17 protein-coding genes are annotated in these 17,983 nt (G+C 62.4%); 9 read left to right on the top strand and 8 right to left on the bottom strand.

The window, feature by feature from the left end:
• Window positions 1-48 precede the first annotated feature (48 nt).
• From FIV42_RS04830 to FIV42_RS04820, 3 genes are all read right to left on the bottom strand, one after another.
• Complete coding sequence (locus tag FIV42_RS04830) at window positions 49-1,230, bottom strand: Mrp/NBP35 family ATP-binding protein (protein ID WP_141196579.1); 1,182 nt, start codon at window positions 1,228-1,230, stop codon at window positions 49-51.
• 186 nt (window positions 1,231-1,416) lie between these two features.
• Window positions 1,417-1,899, bottom strand: a complete 483-nt coding sequence (locus FIV42_RS04825; protein WP_168210416.1) for a Fur family transcriptional regulator — start codon at window positions 1,897-1,899, stop codon at window positions 1,417-1,419.
• Between the two features lie 290 nt (window positions 1,900-2,189).
• Entirely contained in the window at window positions 2,190-2,507 is a 318-nt protein-coding gene (locus FIV42_RS04820; RefSeq protein ID WP_141196577.1) for a hypothetical protein, read from the bottom strand.
• A gap of 306 nt (window positions 2,508-2,813) precedes the next feature.
• Here FIV42_RS04820 and FIV42_RS04815 point away from each other — a divergent pair, with 306 nt between their 5' ends.
• The 6 genes from FIV42_RS04815 (at window position 2,814) to FIV42_RS04790 (ending at window position 8,596) form a co-directional block, all read left to right on the top strand.
• Window positions 2,814-4,040, top strand: coding sequence for a serine/threonine protein kinase (locus FIV42_RS04815; protein ID WP_168210415.1), 1,227 nt, complete (start codon window positions 2,814-2,816; stop codon window positions 4,038-4,040).
• A 56-nt stretch (window positions 4,041-4,096) separates the two neighbouring features.
• The gene (pfp, locus tag FIV42_RS04810) at window positions 4,097-5,407 is read left to right on the top strand and encodes a diphosphate--fructose-6-phosphate 1-phosphotransferase (RefSeq protein WP_141196575.1); all 1,311 of its coding nucleotides are present in this window, start codon (window positions 4,097-4,099) and stop codon (window positions 5,405-5,407) included.
• A 124-nt stretch (window positions 5,408-5,531) separates the two neighbouring features.
• The gene (locus FIV42_RS04805) at window positions 5,532-6,368 is read left to right on the top strand and encodes a DUF4366 domain-containing protein (RefSeq protein WP_141196574.1); all 837 of its coding nucleotides are present in this window, start codon (window positions 5,532-5,534) and stop codon (window positions 6,366-6,368) included.
• A gap of 122 nt (window positions 6,369-6,490) precedes the next feature.
• A complete protein-coding gene (locus FIV42_RS04800; RefSeq protein ID WP_141196573.1) occupies window positions 6,491-7,423 on the top strand; it encodes a GNAT family N-acetyltransferase in 933 nt (310 codons plus the stop codon).
• A gap of 22 nt (window positions 7,424-7,445) precedes the next feature.
• Entirely contained in the window at window positions 7,446-8,000 is a 555-nt protein-coding gene (locus tag FIV42_RS04795; protein ID WP_168210414.1) for a GtrA family protein, read from the top strand.
• Window positions 7,997-8,596 carry a hypothetical protein gene (locus FIV42_RS04790; RefSeq protein ID WP_141196571.1) on the top strand — a complete coding sequence of 200 codons (600 nt, stop codon included), beginning with the start codon at window positions 7,997-7,999 and terminating at the stop codon, window positions 8,594-8,596. The genes FIV42_RS04795 and FIV42_RS04790 overlap by 4 nt, the downstream gene beginning before the upstream one ends.
• Window positions 8,597-8,778: 182 nt before the next feature.
• Here the strand turns inward: FIV42_RS04790 and FIV42_RS04785 are convergent, their stop codons facing one another.
• The 3 genes from FIV42_RS04785 to pdhA form a co-directional block, all read right to left on the bottom strand.
• On the bottom strand, window positions 8,779-10,065 hold the full coding sequence (locus FIV42_RS04785) for a pyruvate dehydrogenase complex dihydrolipoamide acetyltransferase (RefSeq protein ID WP_141196570.1): 1,287 nt from the start codon (window positions 10,063-10,065) through the stop codon (window positions 8,779-8,781).
• Between the two features lie 57 nt (window positions 10,066-10,122).
• Complete coding sequence (locus FIV42_RS04780) at window positions 10,123-11,103, bottom strand: pyruvate dehydrogenase complex E1 component subunit beta (RefSeq protein WP_141196569.1); 981 nt, start codon at window positions 11,101-11,103, stop codon at window positions 10,123-10,125.
• Between the two features lie 70 nt (window positions 11,104-11,173).
• Window positions 11,174-12,289 (bottom strand): pyruvate dehydrogenase (acetyl-transferring) E1 component subunit alpha, encoded by a 1,116-nt coding sequence (gene pdhA, locus FIV42_RS04775; protein WP_222615377.1) that lies wholly within the window; start codon window positions 12,287-12,289, stop codon window positions 11,174-11,176.
• Between the two features lie 260 nt (window positions 12,290-12,549).
• On the opposite strand from pdhA, the gene FIV42_RS04770 reads away from it, so the two are divergent.
• Complete coding sequence (locus FIV42_RS04770; protein ID WP_141196568.1) at window positions 12,550-13,080, top strand: hypothetical protein; 531 nt, start codon at window positions 12,550-12,552, stop codon at window positions 13,078-13,080.
• A gap of 511 nt (window positions 13,081-13,591) precedes the next feature.
• Window positions 13,592-15,370 carry a VWA domain-containing protein gene (locus FIV42_RS04765; protein WP_141196567.1) on the top strand — a complete coding sequence of 593 codons (1,779 nt, stop codon included), beginning with the start codon at window positions 13,592-13,594 and terminating at the stop codon, window positions 15,368-15,370.
• Between the two features lie 142 nt (window positions 15,371-15,512).
• On the opposite strand, the gene rpsU is transcribed toward FIV42_RS04765, so the two are convergent.
• Both rpsU and FIV42_RS04755 read right to left on the bottom strand, forming a co-directional pair.
• Entirely contained in the window at window positions 15,513-15,746 is a 234-nt protein-coding gene (gene rpsU / locus FIV42_RS04760) for a 30S ribosomal protein S21 (RefSeq protein WP_141196566.1), read from the bottom strand.
• A 195-nt stretch (window positions 15,747-15,941) separates the two neighbouring features.
• Complete coding sequence (locus FIV42_RS04755; protein WP_141196565.1) at window positions 15,942-16,622, bottom strand: hypothetical protein; 681 nt, start codon at window positions 16,620-16,622, stop codon at window positions 15,942-15,944.
• 333 nt (window positions 16,623-16,955) lie between these two features.
• Here FIV42_RS04755 and FIV42_RS04750 point away from each other — a divergent pair, with 333 nt between their 5' ends.
• Window positions 16,956-17,969 (top strand): PA0069 family radical SAM protein, encoded by a 1,014-nt coding sequence (locus tag FIV42_RS04750; RefSeq protein WP_141196564.1) that lies wholly within the window; start codon window positions 16,956-16,958, stop codon window positions 17,967-17,969.
• Window positions 17,970-17,983: the final 14 nt, after the last annotated feature.

Genomic DNA, 17,983 nt, shown 5'->3' with positions numbered 1-17,983 from the left:
CCCACCGCTCCTTTAGATGCAGTGGACCGACGTGCAGGTGCGCGGAGTTTAGCCTTTAAGGAAGGAAAAAAGGCCTTTCTTCTTGCCGTCACCATCGCCGCCGCCTTCGACGGGCTGGCGCTCGATGACGGATTCAGCCAACTCCAAAAACGCCTTGGACGTTTCGCTGTCCGGGGCCGAGACGACCACCGGCGAGCCCTCGTCGCCACCTTTGCGCACCGCCGGATCGAGGGGGATCGAGGCGAGCAGTTCCGTATTCAAGCGCTCGGCTTCCTTCTCGACCGAGCCTTCACCGAAGATGAAGAACTCCTCACCGTCGGGCGTGATGAACTTCGACATGTTTTCGACGACGCCGAGCACGTCGATGTTGAGCGTGCGGAACATCTCGAAGCCGCGCGCCGCGTCGATGAGCGCGAGCTCCGAAGGGGTGGTCACGACCACCGCGCCGTCGACCGGTACGGTCTGGGCCAAGGCCAGTTGGGCGTCGCCGGTGCCGGGAGGCATGTCGACGACCAGGTAGTCGAGCCCGCTCCAGTCGACGTCGCGCAGGAACTGGCGGATGATGCCGGTGACGATCGGCCCTCGCCAGATCACGGGGGTGTCGTCTTCCATCAAGAAGCCCAGGCTCATGATGCGAAGCCCGTGGGCTTGAAGGGGCACGATGCGCCGGTCGGCCACGCTGGGCCGATCCATGATCCCCAGCAGGGTCGGCAGACTCGGGCCGTAGATGTCGATGTCGAGCAGCCCCACCCGGTGGCCCTTCTCCTTGAGGGCGAGCGCCAGGTTGACTGCCACGGTCGACTTGCCCACTCCACCTTTGCCCGAGGCCACCGCGATGACTTTGCCGACCCCTTGGACGGGTTCGGCTTGCGGCACGCTGGGCTGCTTGGGAGCCTTGGCGCCGCCGGACGGCGCGGCGCTGGCGGCCTTCGAGCCGGCCGAGCTGTCGGCGTTTTGCTCGCGCTCGATCGCCTTGGGCGTGGTCGTCTTGACCTTGACCTCTTGGACGCCGGCGATCGCCTCGACGGCGTCATAAATGGCGTCTTCGAGGGCGAAGCGCTCGTTGCGGTCGCGCCCTTGCTCGACCACCAGGGTGATGTCGACCACGCCGCTGTCGACGTCGACCTGCTCGACCATGTGAGCATCGATAATATTCTTGTTTTTGGCCGAGTCTTCTACCGTCTCGAGAGCGGAGATGACTTCGCCTTTGATGGAAAAATCGTCCTTCATGAGGTGTGTACCCGTATGGTTATCGGATCCGTTGGCCGGTACTGACGCGTATGGCCATACTGCAAGTGCGTGGCAATTGGCAAGCCACTCGCGCCTGCCCCAAAGGGCGCCCGGGCCGGTGCGGTGGAATGTGCCTACAAAAAGAGTGGGGACGCTGTGAAATTCCCGCGCGCAGAGCGCGGGAACTCACTCGCTCGATTCGGAGCGGTTGGGACAGTCTGGGATGTGGCATTCGGCATACAACTCGAGCTTTTTGCGCCGAATCTTGTAGTCCATCTCTTCGGCCAGGTGCTCGAGGCGCTGATTGACCATATCGTCGGTGAACTCGACGATTTTGCGGCAGTCGACGCAAATGATGTGGTCGTGTTGGGGGTCCTGATCGAAGATGGGATCGTAGCGCGTTTGACCGTCGCCGAAGTCTTTGGGCAGGGCCAGGTCTTGTTCGACGAGCAGCTTGAGCGTGCGATAGACCGTCGCATAACCGATGCGCGACTGAACCTCGCGTACCTCTTCGAGCAATTCGTCAGCCGTGATGTGCTTGTCGAGTTCGAAGAAGCGCTCGACGATGACGTCACGTTGTCGGGTGGATTTCAGGCCGGCGTCCTGCAGCCGTTGATGGAACGCCTCCATCGCGTCGGCCACTCGCTGGTCTGTCGGGTCGCTGGACATTACTCCGCCTGCATTATTGAAATGGGGCAACATCAAAAAGGGCGATAGTCGAGTCGGTCTCCGATCGGTGAAGACGACGACTCGGTGCGGCCACCCAACTGTAAAGCAGACAGCCGCAGGGAACAACTGTTGACCAAAAGCTTTTCTTCCGTTTGCGCGCGGGTGGCGCAAGCGAAAAAAGAGCCCGGTGCAGTTAGGCCGCACCGGGCTCTTCGACTGCGCGTTGACGCAGTGGATGCCGCCCGATACGCGTCCGGGCGGTATATCCTCAGCCGTAAGAGCGAATGCCCTTACTCGCCGCCTTCTTCGGCGGGCTCTTCTTCGCCTTCGGCAGCTTCTTCGCCTTCGGCAGCTTCTTCGCCTTCAGCGGCTTCTTCGCCTTCAGCAGCTTCTTCGCCTTCGGCAGCTTCTTCGCCTTCGGCAGCTTCTTCGCCTTCAGCGGCTTCTTCGGCTTCCTCGCCAGCCTCTTCGGCGGCTTCTTCGCCTTCAGCAGCGGCCTCTTCGCCTTCGGCAGCGGCTTCTTCACCGGCTTCCTCGGCCTTTTTCTCACATGCAACGGCGCCGATGCTGAACATCGCTACGAGAAGCATTACAAAAAACTTACGCATGACTTTTCCTTTCGTAGTAGTGACTACTCCTTTTCGCACACAACATGGCAGCCAAGATCGGCTGCGCAACTGTCGAGCTAAAACTGTAAAAGGAGTCTTGTCAAGAAATCGAGTCTAAAATTTCTGACTCCAAGAACACACCAATCGACGGCACACAAGTCATAGTGTTGTCAAGGTGGTTGGGCGTTCAACTAAAGTGTCGGGTCGGCCTTGTCAAGCCCGTGCGGGGCGCATGAGGGTTGCAACACCGCCGGTGTTGGCCTCATGATGACCCTTAGCAACACTTGCTCACTCGAGGTTCTCACGGTGATTGTCGGCAATTATCGCATCGGACGTGTACTCGCCCACGGCGGGATGGCGACCGTGTATCGCGGAATCTACCGGCCTACAGGGATGCCCGTGGCCATCAAGGTGCTCACCGAGGAGAGCAGCGTCGACGAGGTACTCGTCCACCGCATGCACCAAGAGGCGCGCATCCAGAACATTTTGGGCCGCCAGCACTCGGGCATCGTAACCTGTTACGAGGAGATCGAGGTCGATGGCCGCCCGGCCATGGTCCTGGAGTACGTGCCGGGCCGCTCGGTGCTCGATATCGTCGAGGATGACGGGGTCTTCGAGCCCCTCGAGGCCATAGACGTGGTGTTGGCGACCCTCGACGCGCTCTCCCACGCTCATCACCACGGCATCGTCCACCGAGACGTCAAAGGCGAGAATATCTTGGTGACCCCGCAAGGGGCGGTCAAAGTCACTGATTTCGGAGTCGCGCGCGCCGAAGTGGGCGGACGTAACTCACGGGTGACCGAGTCGCGCGATCTCGTGGGGACGATGGTCTACATGGCCCCCGAGCAACTGACCAGCCCGCGCACCGTCGATCATCGCGCGGACTTGTATGCGGTGGGCGTGACTCTCTACGAAATGCTCACCGGCGACGTCCCCTTCGACGGCGAAGAGGGCTACCCGCTGATGAAGCGCATCGAGCTCGAGGCGCCTCCCGACCCGCGTCAATTCGTGCCGGACTTGCACGAATGCCTCGTCGAGGTCGTCTTCAAGAGCCTCGAAAAGGACCCTGACGAGCGCTATTTCTCGGCCGGCGAGATGGACGCCGCCCTTCGGCGCTGCCGCAAGATCTTGACTGGCGCAGAGGACTACGACGGCCCACGGCCCGGCGAGAACCGACGCGGTGAGAAGACCTGGTACTGGGAGCCCTCCGAGCCGCGCCCGTTGCCCGAACCACGCTCCTTTGGCTATCTCGTCGACCTCTCCGGCAATCTGATGCCCGGCCAGATTCTGCTGCGTCGCGCCGGCCTCAAGATCGGGCGCGACCCCGATCGCTGCGATTTGATCGTGCCCGATGACGAAGTCGCCGCCGAGCACGTGCTTTTGCTGCCCCTCGAGACCGGTCAGGTGCTCTTGGTCGATCTGCTCACCGACGGGCAGACGACCCTCAATGGCGAGCCGGTCGCGCGCGCCGCGCTCGAGCCTGGCGACGAGTTCGAATTGGTTGGGCGTTGGAAATTTTGCTTTCAGCGGTAACTTTTCAACCGTACGCACCACCACCACTGATTTCGTATCGGATTCGGAGGAGCAAGTTGGCGACGAAGAATACCACCAAACGGTTGGCGGTCTTGGCGAGCGGTGGCCCCGCGCCCGGGATCAATTCGGTCATCAGCGCGGTAACCATCGAGGCAATCAACTTGGGCTGGGAGGTCTACGGAGTTCATGACGGCTATCGCGGTCTCGTCGAGGACGATCTCGAGCGGCTCACGCTTCACGATGTGTCGTGGATTCATTTCCGGGGCGGGGCGGTGTTGGGCATGTCGCGCACCAACCCCGCCCAGGGCGACAACATGGAGCGCATCGTCGAGACGCTCCAGCGCCACAACATCGATCTTTTGGTGACCATCGGCGGTGACGACACCGCCTTTGGCGCCAGCGTCATTGCCGACAAGATGGGGGGCAAGCTTCGCTGCGCCCACGTGCCCAAGACCATCGACAACGACCTGCCGCTGCCGCCCGGGGTGCCCACCTTCGGGTACACCACCGCGCGCAGCGTGGGTGTGAGCATGGTCCAAAACCTGATCGTCGACGCCCAGACGACCGGGCGTTGGTACTTGGTGGTCAGCATGGGACGGCAGGCCGGTCACCTGGCGCTGGGCATCGGCAAGGCTGCCGGCGCCCATATCACCCTCATCCCCGAGGAGTTCGGCCCCGACGAGGCTTCCATCGACCGCTTCGCCAAAATCTTGGAGGGCGCGGTCATCAAGGGACGCGCTCACGGGCGTAACTGGGGGGTGGCGGTGCTCGCCGAGGGGCTCATCGAGGTCCTCAAGCCCTCCGAACTCGAGCGCTTTCCGGACGCGGGGCGCGACGCGTTTGGCCACATTCGACTGGCCAATATCAACTTGGGCTCGATTTTGAGCGATATCGTCTCTCACGGGCTCAAAGAGCGCGGTATCGACACCAAATTTCGCGAGATCAAGCTCGGCTACGAGCTCCGCTGCGCCGATCCGGTGCCCTTCGACATCGAGTACACGCGCGATCTCGGCTACGGGGCGGTCAAATTTCTGGCCGACGGGGGGAGCAACGCAATGGTCGTGCTCGAGGAAAACCGCCGGCAATTCGTCCCCTTCGAGAAGATGCGCGACCCGGATACCGGGCGCACCATCGTGCGCAACGTCGATGTCTCTGCGGAGAGCTATCTCGTCGCGCGCCGCTACATGCAGCGGCTGACCCGCAAAGATCTCGACGATCGCGATGATGTCGAACGCCTGGCGCAGGCGGCCAACTGCACGCCCGACGAGTTTGTCGCCGAGTTCGGGCCCCTGGTCGAAGGTGAGCCGGACGCGTTCGCCTGGGAGGACGAAGTTCGCGACGAGTTGGCCGACGAAGAAAAATCTTAGATCGTTTTGTGCTTGGCTGCGTTGAACCAAGGCATAGGAAGGGGCGCCAGCACTCGACGGCTGGTTGTACGAACGCCGCTGGCGCACTATACTGTTGCAGGGAACTTCAGAGAGGAGATGGGACGTGTCAAAATTTAAGAAGGGCGACGACTGGGCGAGCGACGACGACGCTAATGACCTGCTCGCTGGTATTCTCAGCGAGACCGAGGACGAGGCGGCTGCCGAACAGGAGCGTATCGAAGCCGAGCTCAAGGCCAAGGAAGAAGAGGAGCGCCGCAAGAAGGAAGAGGAAGAGGCTCGGCGCCGTGCCGAGGCTCAGGCGCGCATCACCGCCGAGCAAGATCGACTCGACGACCTCGAAAAGCGCCGCGCCGAGCGCGCGGAGGCGCTTCGGATCGAAGAGCTCAAGGCCAAGGGCGAGTGGGAAGAGCCCGAAGAAGACGACGACGAAGAGGCGCAGCAGCAAGCTCAGCAGGCCCAACAGGCCCAGCAGGCTGCCATGGCGGCTCAGCAGCACGCACCAACCCCTCAGCAGGCTGCCGCGGCCACCGGACCGCAGCCTCAGATGCAGGCCGACGCCGGCTCCTCGAAAAGCTCGGGGCTGGTCTTGGCGCTGGTTGCCGTGCTGGTGCTCGGCATCGGCGGGGGCGCGTTTGCCTTCCTGCAGGGCAGCTACGAGGTCGACAAGACCCCGTTTAGCAAGGCGATCTATCAGCCCAAGGAAGACGAGGTGAAGCTCGTTACCATGGGCTTTACGCCGCTGCCCAAAGAGGAGAAGAAGGTCGAGGAAGACGACGACAAGGATCGCTCGCGGCGCAAGGTTCGCCGCAGCCGCTCCAGCCGCTCGTCGAGCAAGGCGCGCAAGTCGCGCAGCAGCTCGCGAAGCAAGCCGAAGAAGAAGAAAAAGCCAGGTCTCAAGCTCGACTTGGGTGACGATACCGATCCGTTTGGCGGCTTCTAAGCGAGCCGACAAACCGCGAGAGCACCACAGAACCCGGCGTCTTGGCGCCGGGTTCTTGCTTGCGGGCTCCGCCTCCATACATTGCTACTGAGGTCAGCGCCCCCGCACGTTCAGAGACGACCATGGCCACATTTCAACTGCGAGACAGGTATCAGCGAGTACCGGCGGTGCTCGATGAGAGCAACCGGGCGGAGATGCTCGCCTTTTTGTCGGCGGACGTGCCGCGCAATCTGTTCCAGTTGTGTTGGCTCGACAACCACGGTGTCTGTGCGCGAGGGCGCCCCGACCTGTATCACTACGCCGGACTTCGCGCGCCCTCGGGGCACCTGGAGGCCGTCTCGTTGGTGATCTCCAATCGGTTGATCTTGGTACACGCGCGCGATCCGAGCGCAGCGGCCGTGATGGGGCAGTGGTACCGGCGCCGAGGCTTGGTTTTGGAGCATGTGGTGTCGGCGCGAGACTCGGTCACGCCATTTTGGCGAGCTTACGCCGCCGTCGATGCGCGGCCTCGGGTACGCGCACGTCTCGACCGCGACCAGCACCTCTACGTGCTGACTCGCGATCATTGGTACGACGCGGTGCATCCGCAACTTCGAAGCCGCTTCGAGCCCACTGAGGTTCGGCGAGCTCGGCTCGAGGAACTCGAGGCGATCTATCTGGCCAGCGCCCAGATGCACCTGGAGGAGACCCTCGAAGATCCCCTCGAAGTTCAGCCCGAGGCTTTTCGGAAGCATGTGCGCCATCGCATCCAGTCGGGCCGAAGCTTTGCTTGGTTCGACGACCACCGTCGTCTGCTGTTCAAGACGGATTTGTCGGCCTGCTCGGGCTTCGGGACCCAAATCTCCGGGGTCTTTACCCCGCCTCGTTTCCGGGGGCAGGGTTTTGCCTCGCGAGCACTATTTGACATCTGCCAAGAGTTATTCGAGTCTGGCCTCCCGCGGATTACTCTGTACGTAAACGCGGAAAATGAAGCAGCCCACCGCGTTTATGACAAAGTGGGTTTCCAATTCCACGCGGACTACCAGACCGTCTTTGTCGAATCACTCCACGAGTAGTAGCAAGCCCGGGGGGGCACGCATGAGCACCGAGTCGATGGGCGGGGCCGATCTGGCCGACGCCGGTGTTACCTCGTCGCAAGGAATCTTCGGGTTGGCATTGTTGACGCCCGAGCGCCTCAAGCGGCTGGTCAAGTTCGGCCTGGTCGGCGTCTCCGGGGTCTTCGTCAACTTGGCGGTCTTCGAAGTGCTCTTTCGCATGGCCTCGATGCAATTCTCGGTGGCCAACGCGCTGGGCATCGTGGTGAGCATTTTTACGAATTTTCTGCTCAACGACATGTGGACCTGGGGTGATCGCGTCAAAGGGGCGAGGCGACGCGATTGGTTCGGCCGGCTGACCAAATACTACGTGAGTGCCTCCGTGGCCGCGGGTGTCCAGTTGTTGGTCGCCTCGGCAGCGGTGGCGTTGGTCTTCGACAGCCTGATCGTCGACATTCCGGCAGTGGTTCCGGTGGAGCCCACCAGCATCGATATCGGCCCGACGCTGGCCGTGCTCACCGGCATCATCGTCGGCATGGGCATCAACTTTCTCGCAAGTCATCTTTGGGCGTTTCGCGACGCCGAGGTCAAGGAATGAAGCGGCTCACAATTGCACTCGACTGGCCGGGGGGACACGGCTGGATGGTGCTGATTCTCGTTGTCTCAACCGTGTTGGCTCCCGCCTGCACGTCCACTTCCCAGAAAAAGACGGAAACGGCCGAAGACGAAGTCATCGGGCGGCCCCCGCCGGCCGACGAAGACCCGTTCTTCGTCAAGAGCATGCCGGGCGAAGCCGTACCGGTTGCCGCCAGTGGCAGCATTGGTGATGAAGAGGAAGAGGAGGTCGACGAGCCGAAGGCTCCCGGCGACTCTACACAGCCCAACGACTCGGACGAAGACAAGGGCCGAGAACTCGCCGCCAAGGCACCTGAGACCGAGACTTCAGAGCCCGAGCCTCGCTCGTCAACGCGAGTCGATCAGCCCCAGTGTTTTTCGTGCGTGCGCATCTGTCCGGTCGAAGGGGACTGCTCGGAGGCCAAGGAAGACGTCATTTGCGGCTGGGGCGTGCACGAGCAGAGCCAAGAGGCCAAGCGCCGCGCCAAAGCCGAGTGCGACGCCACCCTCGACATGGCGCGCCAGATGCCGATGTGGAGCGAGATTGCCGGAGAATGCCCGGCCGCGACCTGCCGCTGATCTGAACCACGTAGCAAGTCGCAACCCCTGAGTCCTTAATTGCCCAAATCGAAGGCCTTCAAAAACCGAGGCGCCTCAACTCCCACAGCGAAAGCCTTGCAGGAGTTGAGGCGCCTTTTTTTTTTCGAGCAACTAAGGATTTAGGGGCTGCGTAGCGCCCGCATAAGTCGAATCAGCCGCAATCAGACCATCAAAAGCAGGGGATTTTCGAGCAGGCGCTGGACGCGCTGCAGGAACTGAGCGCCCACGGCGCCGTCGACCGCGCGGTGGTCGCACGACAGCGTCACCTTCATGCGCGTGCCCACGGTCAGCTCACCATCTTCGACCACCGGGACCTTCTTGACCGCGCCGCAGGCGAGGATGCCGGCTTGGGGCGGGTTGATGACGGCCATGAAGTGGTCGATGCCGAACATGCCCAGGTTGCTGACGGTGAACGTTCCGCCGCTATACTCTTCGGGCTTGAGGCGCTTGTCCTGCGCGCGTCCCGCCAGCTCGCGAATCTCGCTGGAGATTTGGCGCAGGCCCTTCTGATCGGTATTTCGCACCGTCGGGGTGATCAGGCCATCTTCGATGGCCACGGCCACGCCCACGTGCACCTCGTTGAACTGCTTGAGGTGGTCGCCCTGGAAGGCGACGTTCATCGCCGGGAACTCTTTGAGGGCAACGGCGCACGCTTTGACGATCATGTCGTTGACCGAGATTTTGGCTTCGATCTCGGCGGCCTTGAGCCCTTCGTTGATTTCTTTTCGTTTCGCCATGGCCTTGGCCATGTCGATGTCCATCGTCAGCGTAAAGTGCGGGGTCGACTGCCACACGCTGACCAGGCGCTTGGCGATCGTCTTTCGCATCTGGCTGAGCGGGATATCTTCGGCGGGCAACTCGGGTGCCGGAGTCGGGGCAGCCTTGAGGGCGACTTCGGGAGCGGCCTCGGCCGCCGCGCCGCGGCCTTCGAGGGCCTCTTCGATGTCACGCTTGATGATGCGCCCCGCGGGACCACTTCCCTGGATCGAGGTCAGGTCGAGGCCTTCGTCTTCTGCCATACGGCGGGCCAGGGGGCTCGCCTTGAGGCGACCGGTCTCGGCCTGAGCGGCCGGGCGCGGAGCTTCCTCTGCAGGAGCCGCCGTCTTGGCCGGCTCTGCGGCAGCGGCTTCCTCGGCGACCTTCTCTGTCGGGGCCTCGCCGCCGGCCTCGCCACCTTCGAGCTCGGCGAGGACGTCCGAGATGTCCTCGTCGGCCTCGCCGATAATCGCGATGGGCGCGCCCACGGGCACGGCATCGCCGGGGGAGACGAGCTGCTTGAGCAGCGTACCCTCGAAGAACGACTCCATCTCCATGGTCGCTTTGTCGGTTTCGACCTCGGCGAGGATCTCGCCTTCTTCGACCGCGTCGCCCTCGTTGATCGTCCACTCGGCGAGGGTGCCCTCATCCATGGTGGGGCTGAGCGCGAGCATCGTGACTACTTCAGCCATATTATTCTCTTCGGTTAAATATTATCGATTATCGTGAGAGCTCCGGCTGGCGTTCCGTCACGCCACGTAGGCCGCTTTCTTGACCGCCTCGATCACCTGTTCGGTACCCGGAAGAGACGCATCTTCGAGATTGAACGCATACGGCATCGGCACGTCGCGCTGATGGACACGGCCCACCGGGGCGTCGAGCCAGTCGAACAGGTCCCGGGCGATCCAGTCGGCGACCGCGCCGCCGACCGAGACCCACGGCCACCCCTCTTCGACGATGACCGCGCGGTTGGTCTTTTTGATCGACTCGCGCAGCAGGTCTTTGTCGAACGGGCGAAGGCTGCGAAGGTCGACGACTTCGACGTCGATCCCCTCGTCGGCAAGCTTGTCGGCAGCCTGCTTGCACACGTGGACCATGCGGCTCCAGGCGATGAGGGTGCAATCGGCGCCCTCGCGCTTGATATCACCTTTGCCCATCGGAATCGTGTACTCCTCTTCGGGCACCTCGCCCTGCAGGCCGTACAGGATTTCACCTTCGATGAAGATGACCGGGTCCGGGTCGCGGATGGCGGTCTTGAGCATGCCTTTGGCGTCGTACGGCGTCGAGGGCATCATCACCTTGAGGCCGGGCACGTGGGCATACTGCGCCTCGAGCGACTGGGAGTGCTGGGCGCCGAGTGCGCCACCGGCTCCGCCCGCTCCACGCACGACGACCGGGCAGCTGAGCTGTCCACCCGACATATAGCGCATCTTGGCGGCCGTGTTGATGACCTGATCGAGCGCGAGCACCGCGAAGTTGAAGGTCATCATCTCGACGATCGGTTTCAAGCCCACCATCGCCGCGCCGATGCCCAGCCCGGCAAATCCGAGCTCGGCGATGGGCGTGTCGATGACGCGCTTGGGCCCGAACTTGTCGAGCATGCCTTGGCTGACTTTGTAGGCCCCGTTGTATTCGGCGACCTCTTCGCCGAGCAGGAACACGTCTTCGTCGCGCTCCATCTCCTCGACCATCGCTTCGTTGAGGGCTTCTCTATATGCAATCGTTCGCATCACGTATCCGCAGTCACGTAGTTGTTGTTACGCAGTTGTCGTTCTCTCGATCCCTCGAACCCTCAATCGATCACTCGATTTCCCACGGCCAGTCGACGTAGACGTCCTCGGTCAACGCACTCGCCGGGGGGAAGTCGGCCTTGTCGGCGAATTTGACCGCGTCCTTTGCTCGTTGCTTGCAACGCGCGTCGATTTCTTTGAGTTCGTCTTCGGTCTTGAGCTCGTTTTCGACCAACCAACGGGTGAACCGCTGGATGGGATCTTTGCGCTGCTCACGCTCGACTTCTTCTTTGGTACGATAGGTCGCCGGATCACTCATCGAGTGACCGCGGTAGCGGTAGGTGCGAATCTCGACGAGGGTGGGTCGGTTCTCTTTGCGGCCGCGCTCGGCGGCGGTTTTGATGGCGTCGTAGACCTTGAAGACGTCTTGGCCATCCTCGACCAAGACCCCTTCCATGGCGTAGCCGTCCGCTTTCTTGAACATGTCGGTCTCGGCGCTGATGCGCTCGACGGCCGTGCCCATGCCGTAGCGGTTGTTCTCGATGATGTAGACCACCGGCAGGTCCCAGGTCGACGCCATGTTGAGCGACTCGTGGAAGGCACCCTGGGGGACGGTGCCGTCACCCATATAGCACAAGCAGACGGCTTCCTCGTCGCGGTATTTGGCCGCAAACGCCACGCCGGTCGCCGTGGGAATCTGACCGCCGACGATGCCCCATCCGCCGTAGAAGTTCTTGTCGGTGTCGAACAGGTGCATCGAGCCACCTTTCCCCTTGGAGACGCCGTCGACCTTGCCGAACAACTCGGCCATGACGGCGTCGGGGTCGAGGCCGCGTGCCAAGGCCTGGCCGTGCTCGCGGTATGCCGCCACCACATAGTCGCGCTCCTCGAGCGCGCCGATGGAGCCCATGGCCACGGCTTCTTGGCCGATATACAGGTGGCAGAAGCCCTTGATTTTGCCCATTTGGTAGGCGCGCCCCGCCTGCTCCTCGAAGCGACGGATGAGGACCATCGTTTCGTACATCTCGATGAGACGCTCGTCGCCGAGTTCCTCACGAAGCTTCTCGCCGAGTTCGGCGTCGAGGGCGGGGATTTCGAGCTCCTCGCTCTCGTGGGCCTGCTTTTCGGCTTCTTCTTCGGCAGCAGTTTCCGGCTGCTTGTCTTCGTCCGGTGCTGTCTTCGCCATGTCGAACACTCTGGGTCGGTGTTAGCGTTATCGGGGGCGGCAGCTGGTCGACGCGCGCGGCGTGCTGGGGCCGCCGTAATGGTTGCTCGAATGCGCCTACGGCGCACCGATCCCAATAGTTCCCTGGGGGGGAGTCGTCAAGTTGCAACGGTGGTGGCCGTCTTAAAGCCGGGATGCCTCGTTGGTGCTTGGGCGGTCGGGCGGGGTGGGGTAGGATGGTCGGGCGCGAGGTGGGGTTGGTGCATCAATCGAGGCGTGGCATGAAGTCGCAGGAAGAGAGTGGGGAAGAGAGCGGGCTCGACATCGACCGAGAGTGGTCCGAGGCACGCAAGGCGGCCGAGCGCGACGCCATGCGACGCTTCATGCGCCAGCACACGGCCAAAGAGCGTCAAAAGGCCGCGTTTGCCGAGGTCTCACCGTATGTCTTGCTCTACAGCGGCTTTTTGCTCGGGCCGGCGGCCACCTTCGGCGTCGCGTTCTTGCTTATCGCACGCAACTTCGAGGCGCGAGCCGCGATCTTCGCGTTGGGACTCTGCGGGACTGTCTGGGGCCTTATCCAAGCAGCGACGTTTGGCCTGGCGGGGCAGTGGTCGACCGTCGAACTGCAGATCCTTCGCACGGGCGCCAATTTTCTGCTCGGCGTGCTCTTGCTTTGGTTTCTCGCCAAGCAAACGGACGTGCCGCTGGCACACGACCGCCAAACGGTCGTCAACACCGTGGTGCTCGGGCTCTTGCTGGTGCTGGGGTACAGCTTCGCCTCACCCGATCTCCTCGTTTGGCTGGGTCGTTGATTTGAGTGCAAACACGGAAATTCTGGTGCTTTGAGGTCGGCTCATCGCCACGATGCCTGCGTCGAAAGAACTTGATGTAGCGCTGCTACCACTGCGTTCTCTCTCCTTGGCCTCCCGGCGATGCGCTCGCCCTCAATCGCACACAACTTCCGTGTTTGCACTTAGCGCGCTTCACACATTCTTTAACATTGATTCGTGTGTAAGAGGTCGGACCGAGGCTCGGCGAGGTGATTTTGCCGGTATCGAAGCCGACAAACGCAGGCGATGCGGGGAGCATCGTCGAGTATTGGCGGCGAAGACAGCGGGAAAATCAGCCGGCGATGCCGACGGGAGACTTTTACACGCGAATCAACATTCAGGGGCTTCGTGTAGTACACTGTGCGCAAAAGGATTTAAACGGAACTTTCTTCCGCCCTCCAAGATCGCTACACTTGTCGTCGGTTGCAGGGATATCCAGTCGAAGCGGCATTTACTACATACAAATTGGCTCACTTGCTAATGGGAGTCGGAGATGAATCGGATCATCGCGAAGATCGTCGTGCTATTGTTCGTTTGGGGCTTGGCGGCGTGTAGCACTGACGGCACGGCCAACGTTTCGAACAGCAGTAGCTGCGCCGATGGCGAAGAGCAAAATGCCGTGACCGGCGAGTGTGAGCCGTCCGGCGGCGACAACGACGGCGGTGGTGGTGGCACCGACGCTGGTGATGTCCAAGATCAGGACACCGAGCCGGCGCGTCCGTGGGACGACAACGACGGGGACAACATCCCCAACCGGCTGGACAACTGTGCCAACGCGTCGAACCCCGACCAGGCCGACGGTGACGGCGACGGCGTCGGTGACGCGTGCGACAACTGTGTCGACGCGGCCAACTTCGACCAGGCTGACAGTGACGGCGACGGCCAGGGCGATGCCTGCGCCGACGGGCCGAGCTACGACTCCACCCTCGACCACGACAACGACGGCACCCCGACCATCGAGGACAACTGCCCGAACACCTCCAACCCGGGGCAGGGTGACGCCGACGGCGATTCGCTGGGCGACGCGTGTGACAACTGTCCGAACGCCGCCAACTACGACCAGGCCGACTCGAACGGCGACGGGCAGGGCGACGCGTGCACCCCGACGCCGGTGGGCGATATCTGCGGCAACCAGCAGGGTCAGTTCACCGAGGTCGAGCCGAATATCTACATCATTCTCGACAAGTCGGGCTCGATGTCCGGAGGCAGCCTCTCGGAGGCCAAGTCGGCGCTCAATACCATGGCCGACCAACTGTCGAGCACCGTGCGCTTCGGCATGCTCATCTACCCTGCGGGCAGCAACGAGTGCACCGCGGCAGGCAGTGAGATTCTGGACATGGGCTTGCACCCGGCCAGCACGATCAAGTCCTCGTACTCGGGCGTCAGCGCCGGGGGCGTCACCCCGACCGGAGGTGCGCTCTATCAGGTGCGCAACCAGTCGCTCTACAGCGACCCGAGCGACAGCCTGGATGCGGTTCGCCCCAAGGTCGTCGTGCTGATCACCGACGGTAACCCCAACGACGGCTGCGGCGAGCAGACCTACGCGGCCAACCAGGCGGGCGCGCTCTACAACGCCGGCGTGCCGGTCTACGTCATCGGCTTCAACTCGGGCGCCAACCCCTCGAACCTCGACCAGATCGCCCAGCGTGGCGGCACCAACAGCCACTACACCGCCGACAGCCCGGGTCAGTTGGTCAACGTGCTCAGTAACATCAACGATCAGGTCATCTCGTGTTCCTACGTGCTCGACCCGCCGCCCGAGGACCCCGCGAAGATCTGGGTCGAGATCCAGGGCACCCCGGTCAGCCAGGATGCTTCCAACGGTTATACCTACGACGCGGGCGCCAACACGCTCACGCTGCACGGCCAGTCGTGCAATACGCTGCGCAACGCCGACCCGAACGCGCCCAGCCCCCTTAAAATCACCATGGGCTGCGCCACAGACTGCCAGGAGAGCGGCGAGGAAATCTGCGACTACCTCGACAACGATTGTGATGGTGAAATCGACGAGGGATGCGAAGACTGCACTCCCGAGGTCTGCGACGGCGTCGACAACAACTGTGACGGCGAAATCGACGAAGGCTGCCCGCAGTGCTCGTTCGAGAACGAGAGCTGCACCGAAGACGGCGATTGCTGCTTGGGTAACTGCCGCGACAACATCTGCCAGCCTCCGTGTCGCCCGCTCGGGGTCACCTGCGAGCAGAACGGTGACTGCTGCTCGGGCGTGTGCGCTCCCAACGGCGACGGCACCTCGAGCTGCATCGGCGGCTGACACATAAGCCCCAATCACTTCGCCCCGAGTCGACTCGTTCGGCTCGGGGCTTTTTTGTGGCGCGCCCGGCCGGGCGCGCCACAAAAAAGCCCGGACATCATCAAAGATGCCCGGGCTCTTTCGTTTCTTCGACCGCTAGCGTCTAGCGCCGCCGACGACGGCGACGACGCGCGCGACGCTCTTCCTTGCGGCGGCGACGCTCGGCCTCGCGCATCTTGCGGCGCTTGGCCACGCTCGGCTTCTCGTAGAAGCGACGACGCTTCAGCTCGCGGCTGATGCCCTCGCGACCGATCTCACGCTTGAGGCGGTTGAGCGCGCGGTTGATGTTGTTGTCCCTGACTTCGACCTCAATTGGTCCCAGTTCGTCTCTTGCCATGGGTGTTCCTCGAAAGTTCTATATCGGCGAATGGCTCGTGTTCTCTATCTTATCTGGTCCTCGTAAGCGAGCCGGAAAGCCGGCCCGTCACGAGCGGTGCTAAATATAACGGAATGGCCCGGCCAATCAAGCAGTCGGCCAGGCCTCTCCGGTATAAGCGCTGCTGGATGCCCCAAATTCCGGGGCGCGTGCGGCTCAGTGCAGCATGCGGCGCACGATCGGCTCGACTTCACCATGGCCGGCCAGCGCTTGCGGGCTGAAGACCATCCAGAAGTACTTGAACGCCTCGGTGTCGCCCGACTCGAGCGCGGCGATCAGGTCGACCTCGTAGAAGGTGTCCATCAGACCGACGGTGTCGCGGTGGAAAAGACGCCACTTGCGACCGTTGGTCAGGATTCCCCACTCGACGCCGGTGGCGCGGATGAAGCGGTCGATCTCGAAGGCCGGGTTCATCACGCCTTCTTCTTCCTGAATCTCGTCGAGCGAGGCGTCCCACGCCAGCCCGCGCATGATCGAAAGAGCGTGCACGAAGAACTCACGCTCGCCGCGGTACGGCAGGGCGGCGTTGAAGTCTTGGGCCGACTCGAAAAGCACGAAGTCGGGGCGCGGCTCGTCTGCTTCGGTCGCCTCGGGCGTCATCTCAGCAACGCTGTAGGCGTAGCCGAGGGCGCGCAGCACGTAGCTGACCCAAAAATAACGCGTTTCCATCTCGGCCAGACCTTCTTCGATCTGAGTCTCGCGCTTCTCGAGGAGCTCCTCGAGCTTGCGACGATCCTCTTCGATCTGGTCGGACTTCCACTCTTGGTATTCGCTGATCTGGCTGAACCGCTCTTCTTCGAACAGCTCGCCGACGTTGCGGTAGACCTTGTCTGCCATGTTGTCTCCATTCGGTGGCCGACGCTGGTCGCCGGCCGATTTATGTCTGCTTTGCGATTCGTTCTGGCAACAGTCAAATCGGCGCGTCACTATATGTTTTCTGCTTTCGTTGTCAAGGAGGTGCGTGGGCAGCGGTTCTAAGTGCTGTCGATTTGGATATGGTGGCCTTGCAGACACGCAGCGCCCGCTACATAAGCAATTAAGGATTTAGGGGCTGCGAATTGAGAATATGTTCCGGTTCGCAACCCTTATGTCCTTAATTGCCTATGTTGAGGGCGTTGCGCCACTGAACCACCTCCAACTCGCAACCCACGACTTCGAACACACACATCCATGAAACAAGTCGATAACCCGCCCAACCCTTGGAGTTCGACGCATGTCGAGTGGCTCGGCGAGCCGCCCGAGGCCGAGCTCTGCGTCTACGAGGAGCAGGCGCGCTCCATCCTGACGAAGAACAACAGCCCGGACATCCCGTTCTGCTTCGGCGTCAATCCCTATCGCGGCTGCTACCACGGCTGCGCCTATTGCTACGCGCGACCGACGCATCAATACCTCGACTTTGGCGCCGGGACCGACTTCGAGCGAAAGATCATCGTCAAGACCAACGCCGCCGATCTGTTGTTGCGCGCGTTCGAGAAGCCCGGCTGGGAGCGAGAGCCGGTGGCCTTCTCGGGGATCACCGACTGTTATCAGCCGCTCGAGGCGAGCTACGGGATCACCCGCAAGTGTCTGGAGGTTTGCGCCAAGATCGGCAATCCGGTGGCGATCGTGACCAAGGGGTCGCTGATCCGTCGCGACGTCGATGTGCTCGAGCGCCTCAACGAGGAGGCCGGCGTGCACGTGTATGTGAGCATTCCCTTCGCCGACGACGAGTTCGGCTGGGCTGTGGAGCCTCACGCGAGCGCCATCTCACAGCGCTTTCGCACCATTCAAATACTCTCCGAGGCGGGCATCACCACCGGCGTGGCCATCGCGCCCATCATCCCCGGACTCAACGACAGCGACGTCCCTACAATCCTCGAGCGTGCCGCCGAACTCGGAGCCACACGCGCATTCATGACGCTGCTTCGGCTCCCGGCGGAGGTGCTGCCGGTCTTCGAGGGGCGCATCCGTCAGGTCATGCCCGATCGGGCCGACAAGATCTTGAACACGGTGCGCGACGTGCGCCAGGGCAAGCTCAACGAGTCTCAGTTTGGCGGGCGGATGGTAGGGAAGGGGCCGCGTTGGAAGATCATCTCGAAGCTCTTCGAGACGCAGTGCAAGCGCCTCGGCCTCAACGCGCGGCAGGGCGCCGGCGTGGCGACCGAACTCGAGAAGCGCGGCCCGTTGCAGCAAAGGCTTTTTTGACCGCAGAGCGCAAA

The organism is Persicimonas caeni, assembly GCF_006517175.1.
GTDB classification, from domain to species: domain Bacteria; phylum Myxococcota_A; class Bradymonadia; order Bradymonadales; family Bradymonadaceae; genus Persicimonas; species Persicimonas caeni.
This window is presented reverse-complemented; position numbering and strand designations above follow the sequence as displayed.

Bases quoted from the DNA above. Each gene is read 5' to 3' on its own strand.
- FIV42_RS04830 (WP_141196579.1), bottom strand. From the start codon at position 1,230: ATGAAGGACGATTTTTCCATCAAAGGCGAAGTCATCTCCGCTCTCGAG.
- FIV42_RS04825 (WP_168210416.1), bottom strand. From the start codon at position 1,899: ATGTCCAGCGACCCGACAGACCAGCGAGTGGCCGACGCGATGGAGGCG.
- FIV42_RS04820 (WP_141196577.1), bottom strand. From the start codon at position 2,507: ATGCGTAAGTTTTTTGTAATGCTTCTCGTAGCGATGTTCAGCATCGGC.
- FIV42_RS04800 (WP_141196573.1), top strand. From the start codon at position 6,491: ATGGCCACATTTCAACTGCGAGACAGGTATCAGCGAGTACCGGCGGTG.
- FIV42_RS04795 (WP_168210414.1), top strand. From the start codon at position 7,446: ATGAGCACCGAGTCGATGGGCGGGGCCGATCTGGCCGACGCCGGTGTT.
- FIV42_RS04790 (WP_141196571.1), top strand. From the start codon at position 7,997: ATGAAGCGGCTCACAATTGCACTCGACTGGCCGGGGGGACACGGCTGG.
- FIV42_RS04785 (WP_141196570.1), bottom strand. From the start codon at position 10,065: ATGGCTGAAGTAGTCACGATGCTCGCGCTCAGCCCCACCATGGATGAG.
- FIV42_RS04780 (WP_141196569.1), bottom strand. From the start codon at position 11,103: ATGCGAACGATTGCATATAGAGAAGCCCTCAACGAAGCGATGGTCGAG.
- pdhA (WP_222615377.1), bottom strand. From the start codon at position 12,289: ATGGCGAAGACAGCACCGGACGAAGACAAGCAGCCGGAAACTGCTGCC.
- FIV42_RS04770 (WP_141196568.1), top strand. From the start codon at position 12,550: ATGAAGTCGCAGGAAGAGAGTGGGGAAGAGAGCGGGCTCGACATCGAC.
- FIV42_RS04765 (WP_141196567.1), top strand. From the start codon at position 13,592: ATGAATCGGATCATCGCGAAGATCGTCGTGCTATTGTTCGTTTGGGGC.
- rpsU (WP_141196566.1), bottom strand. From the start codon at position 15,746: ATGGCAAGAGACGAACTGGGACCAATTGAGGTCGAAGTCAGGGACAAC.
- FIV42_RS04755 (WP_141196565.1), bottom strand. From the start codon at position 16,622: ATGGCAGACAAGGTCTACCGCAACGTCGGCGAGCTGTTCGAAGAAGAG.
- FIV42_RS04750 (WP_141196564.1), top strand. From the start codon at position 16,956: ATGAAACAAGTCGATAACCCGCCCAACCCTTGGAGTTCGACGCATGTC.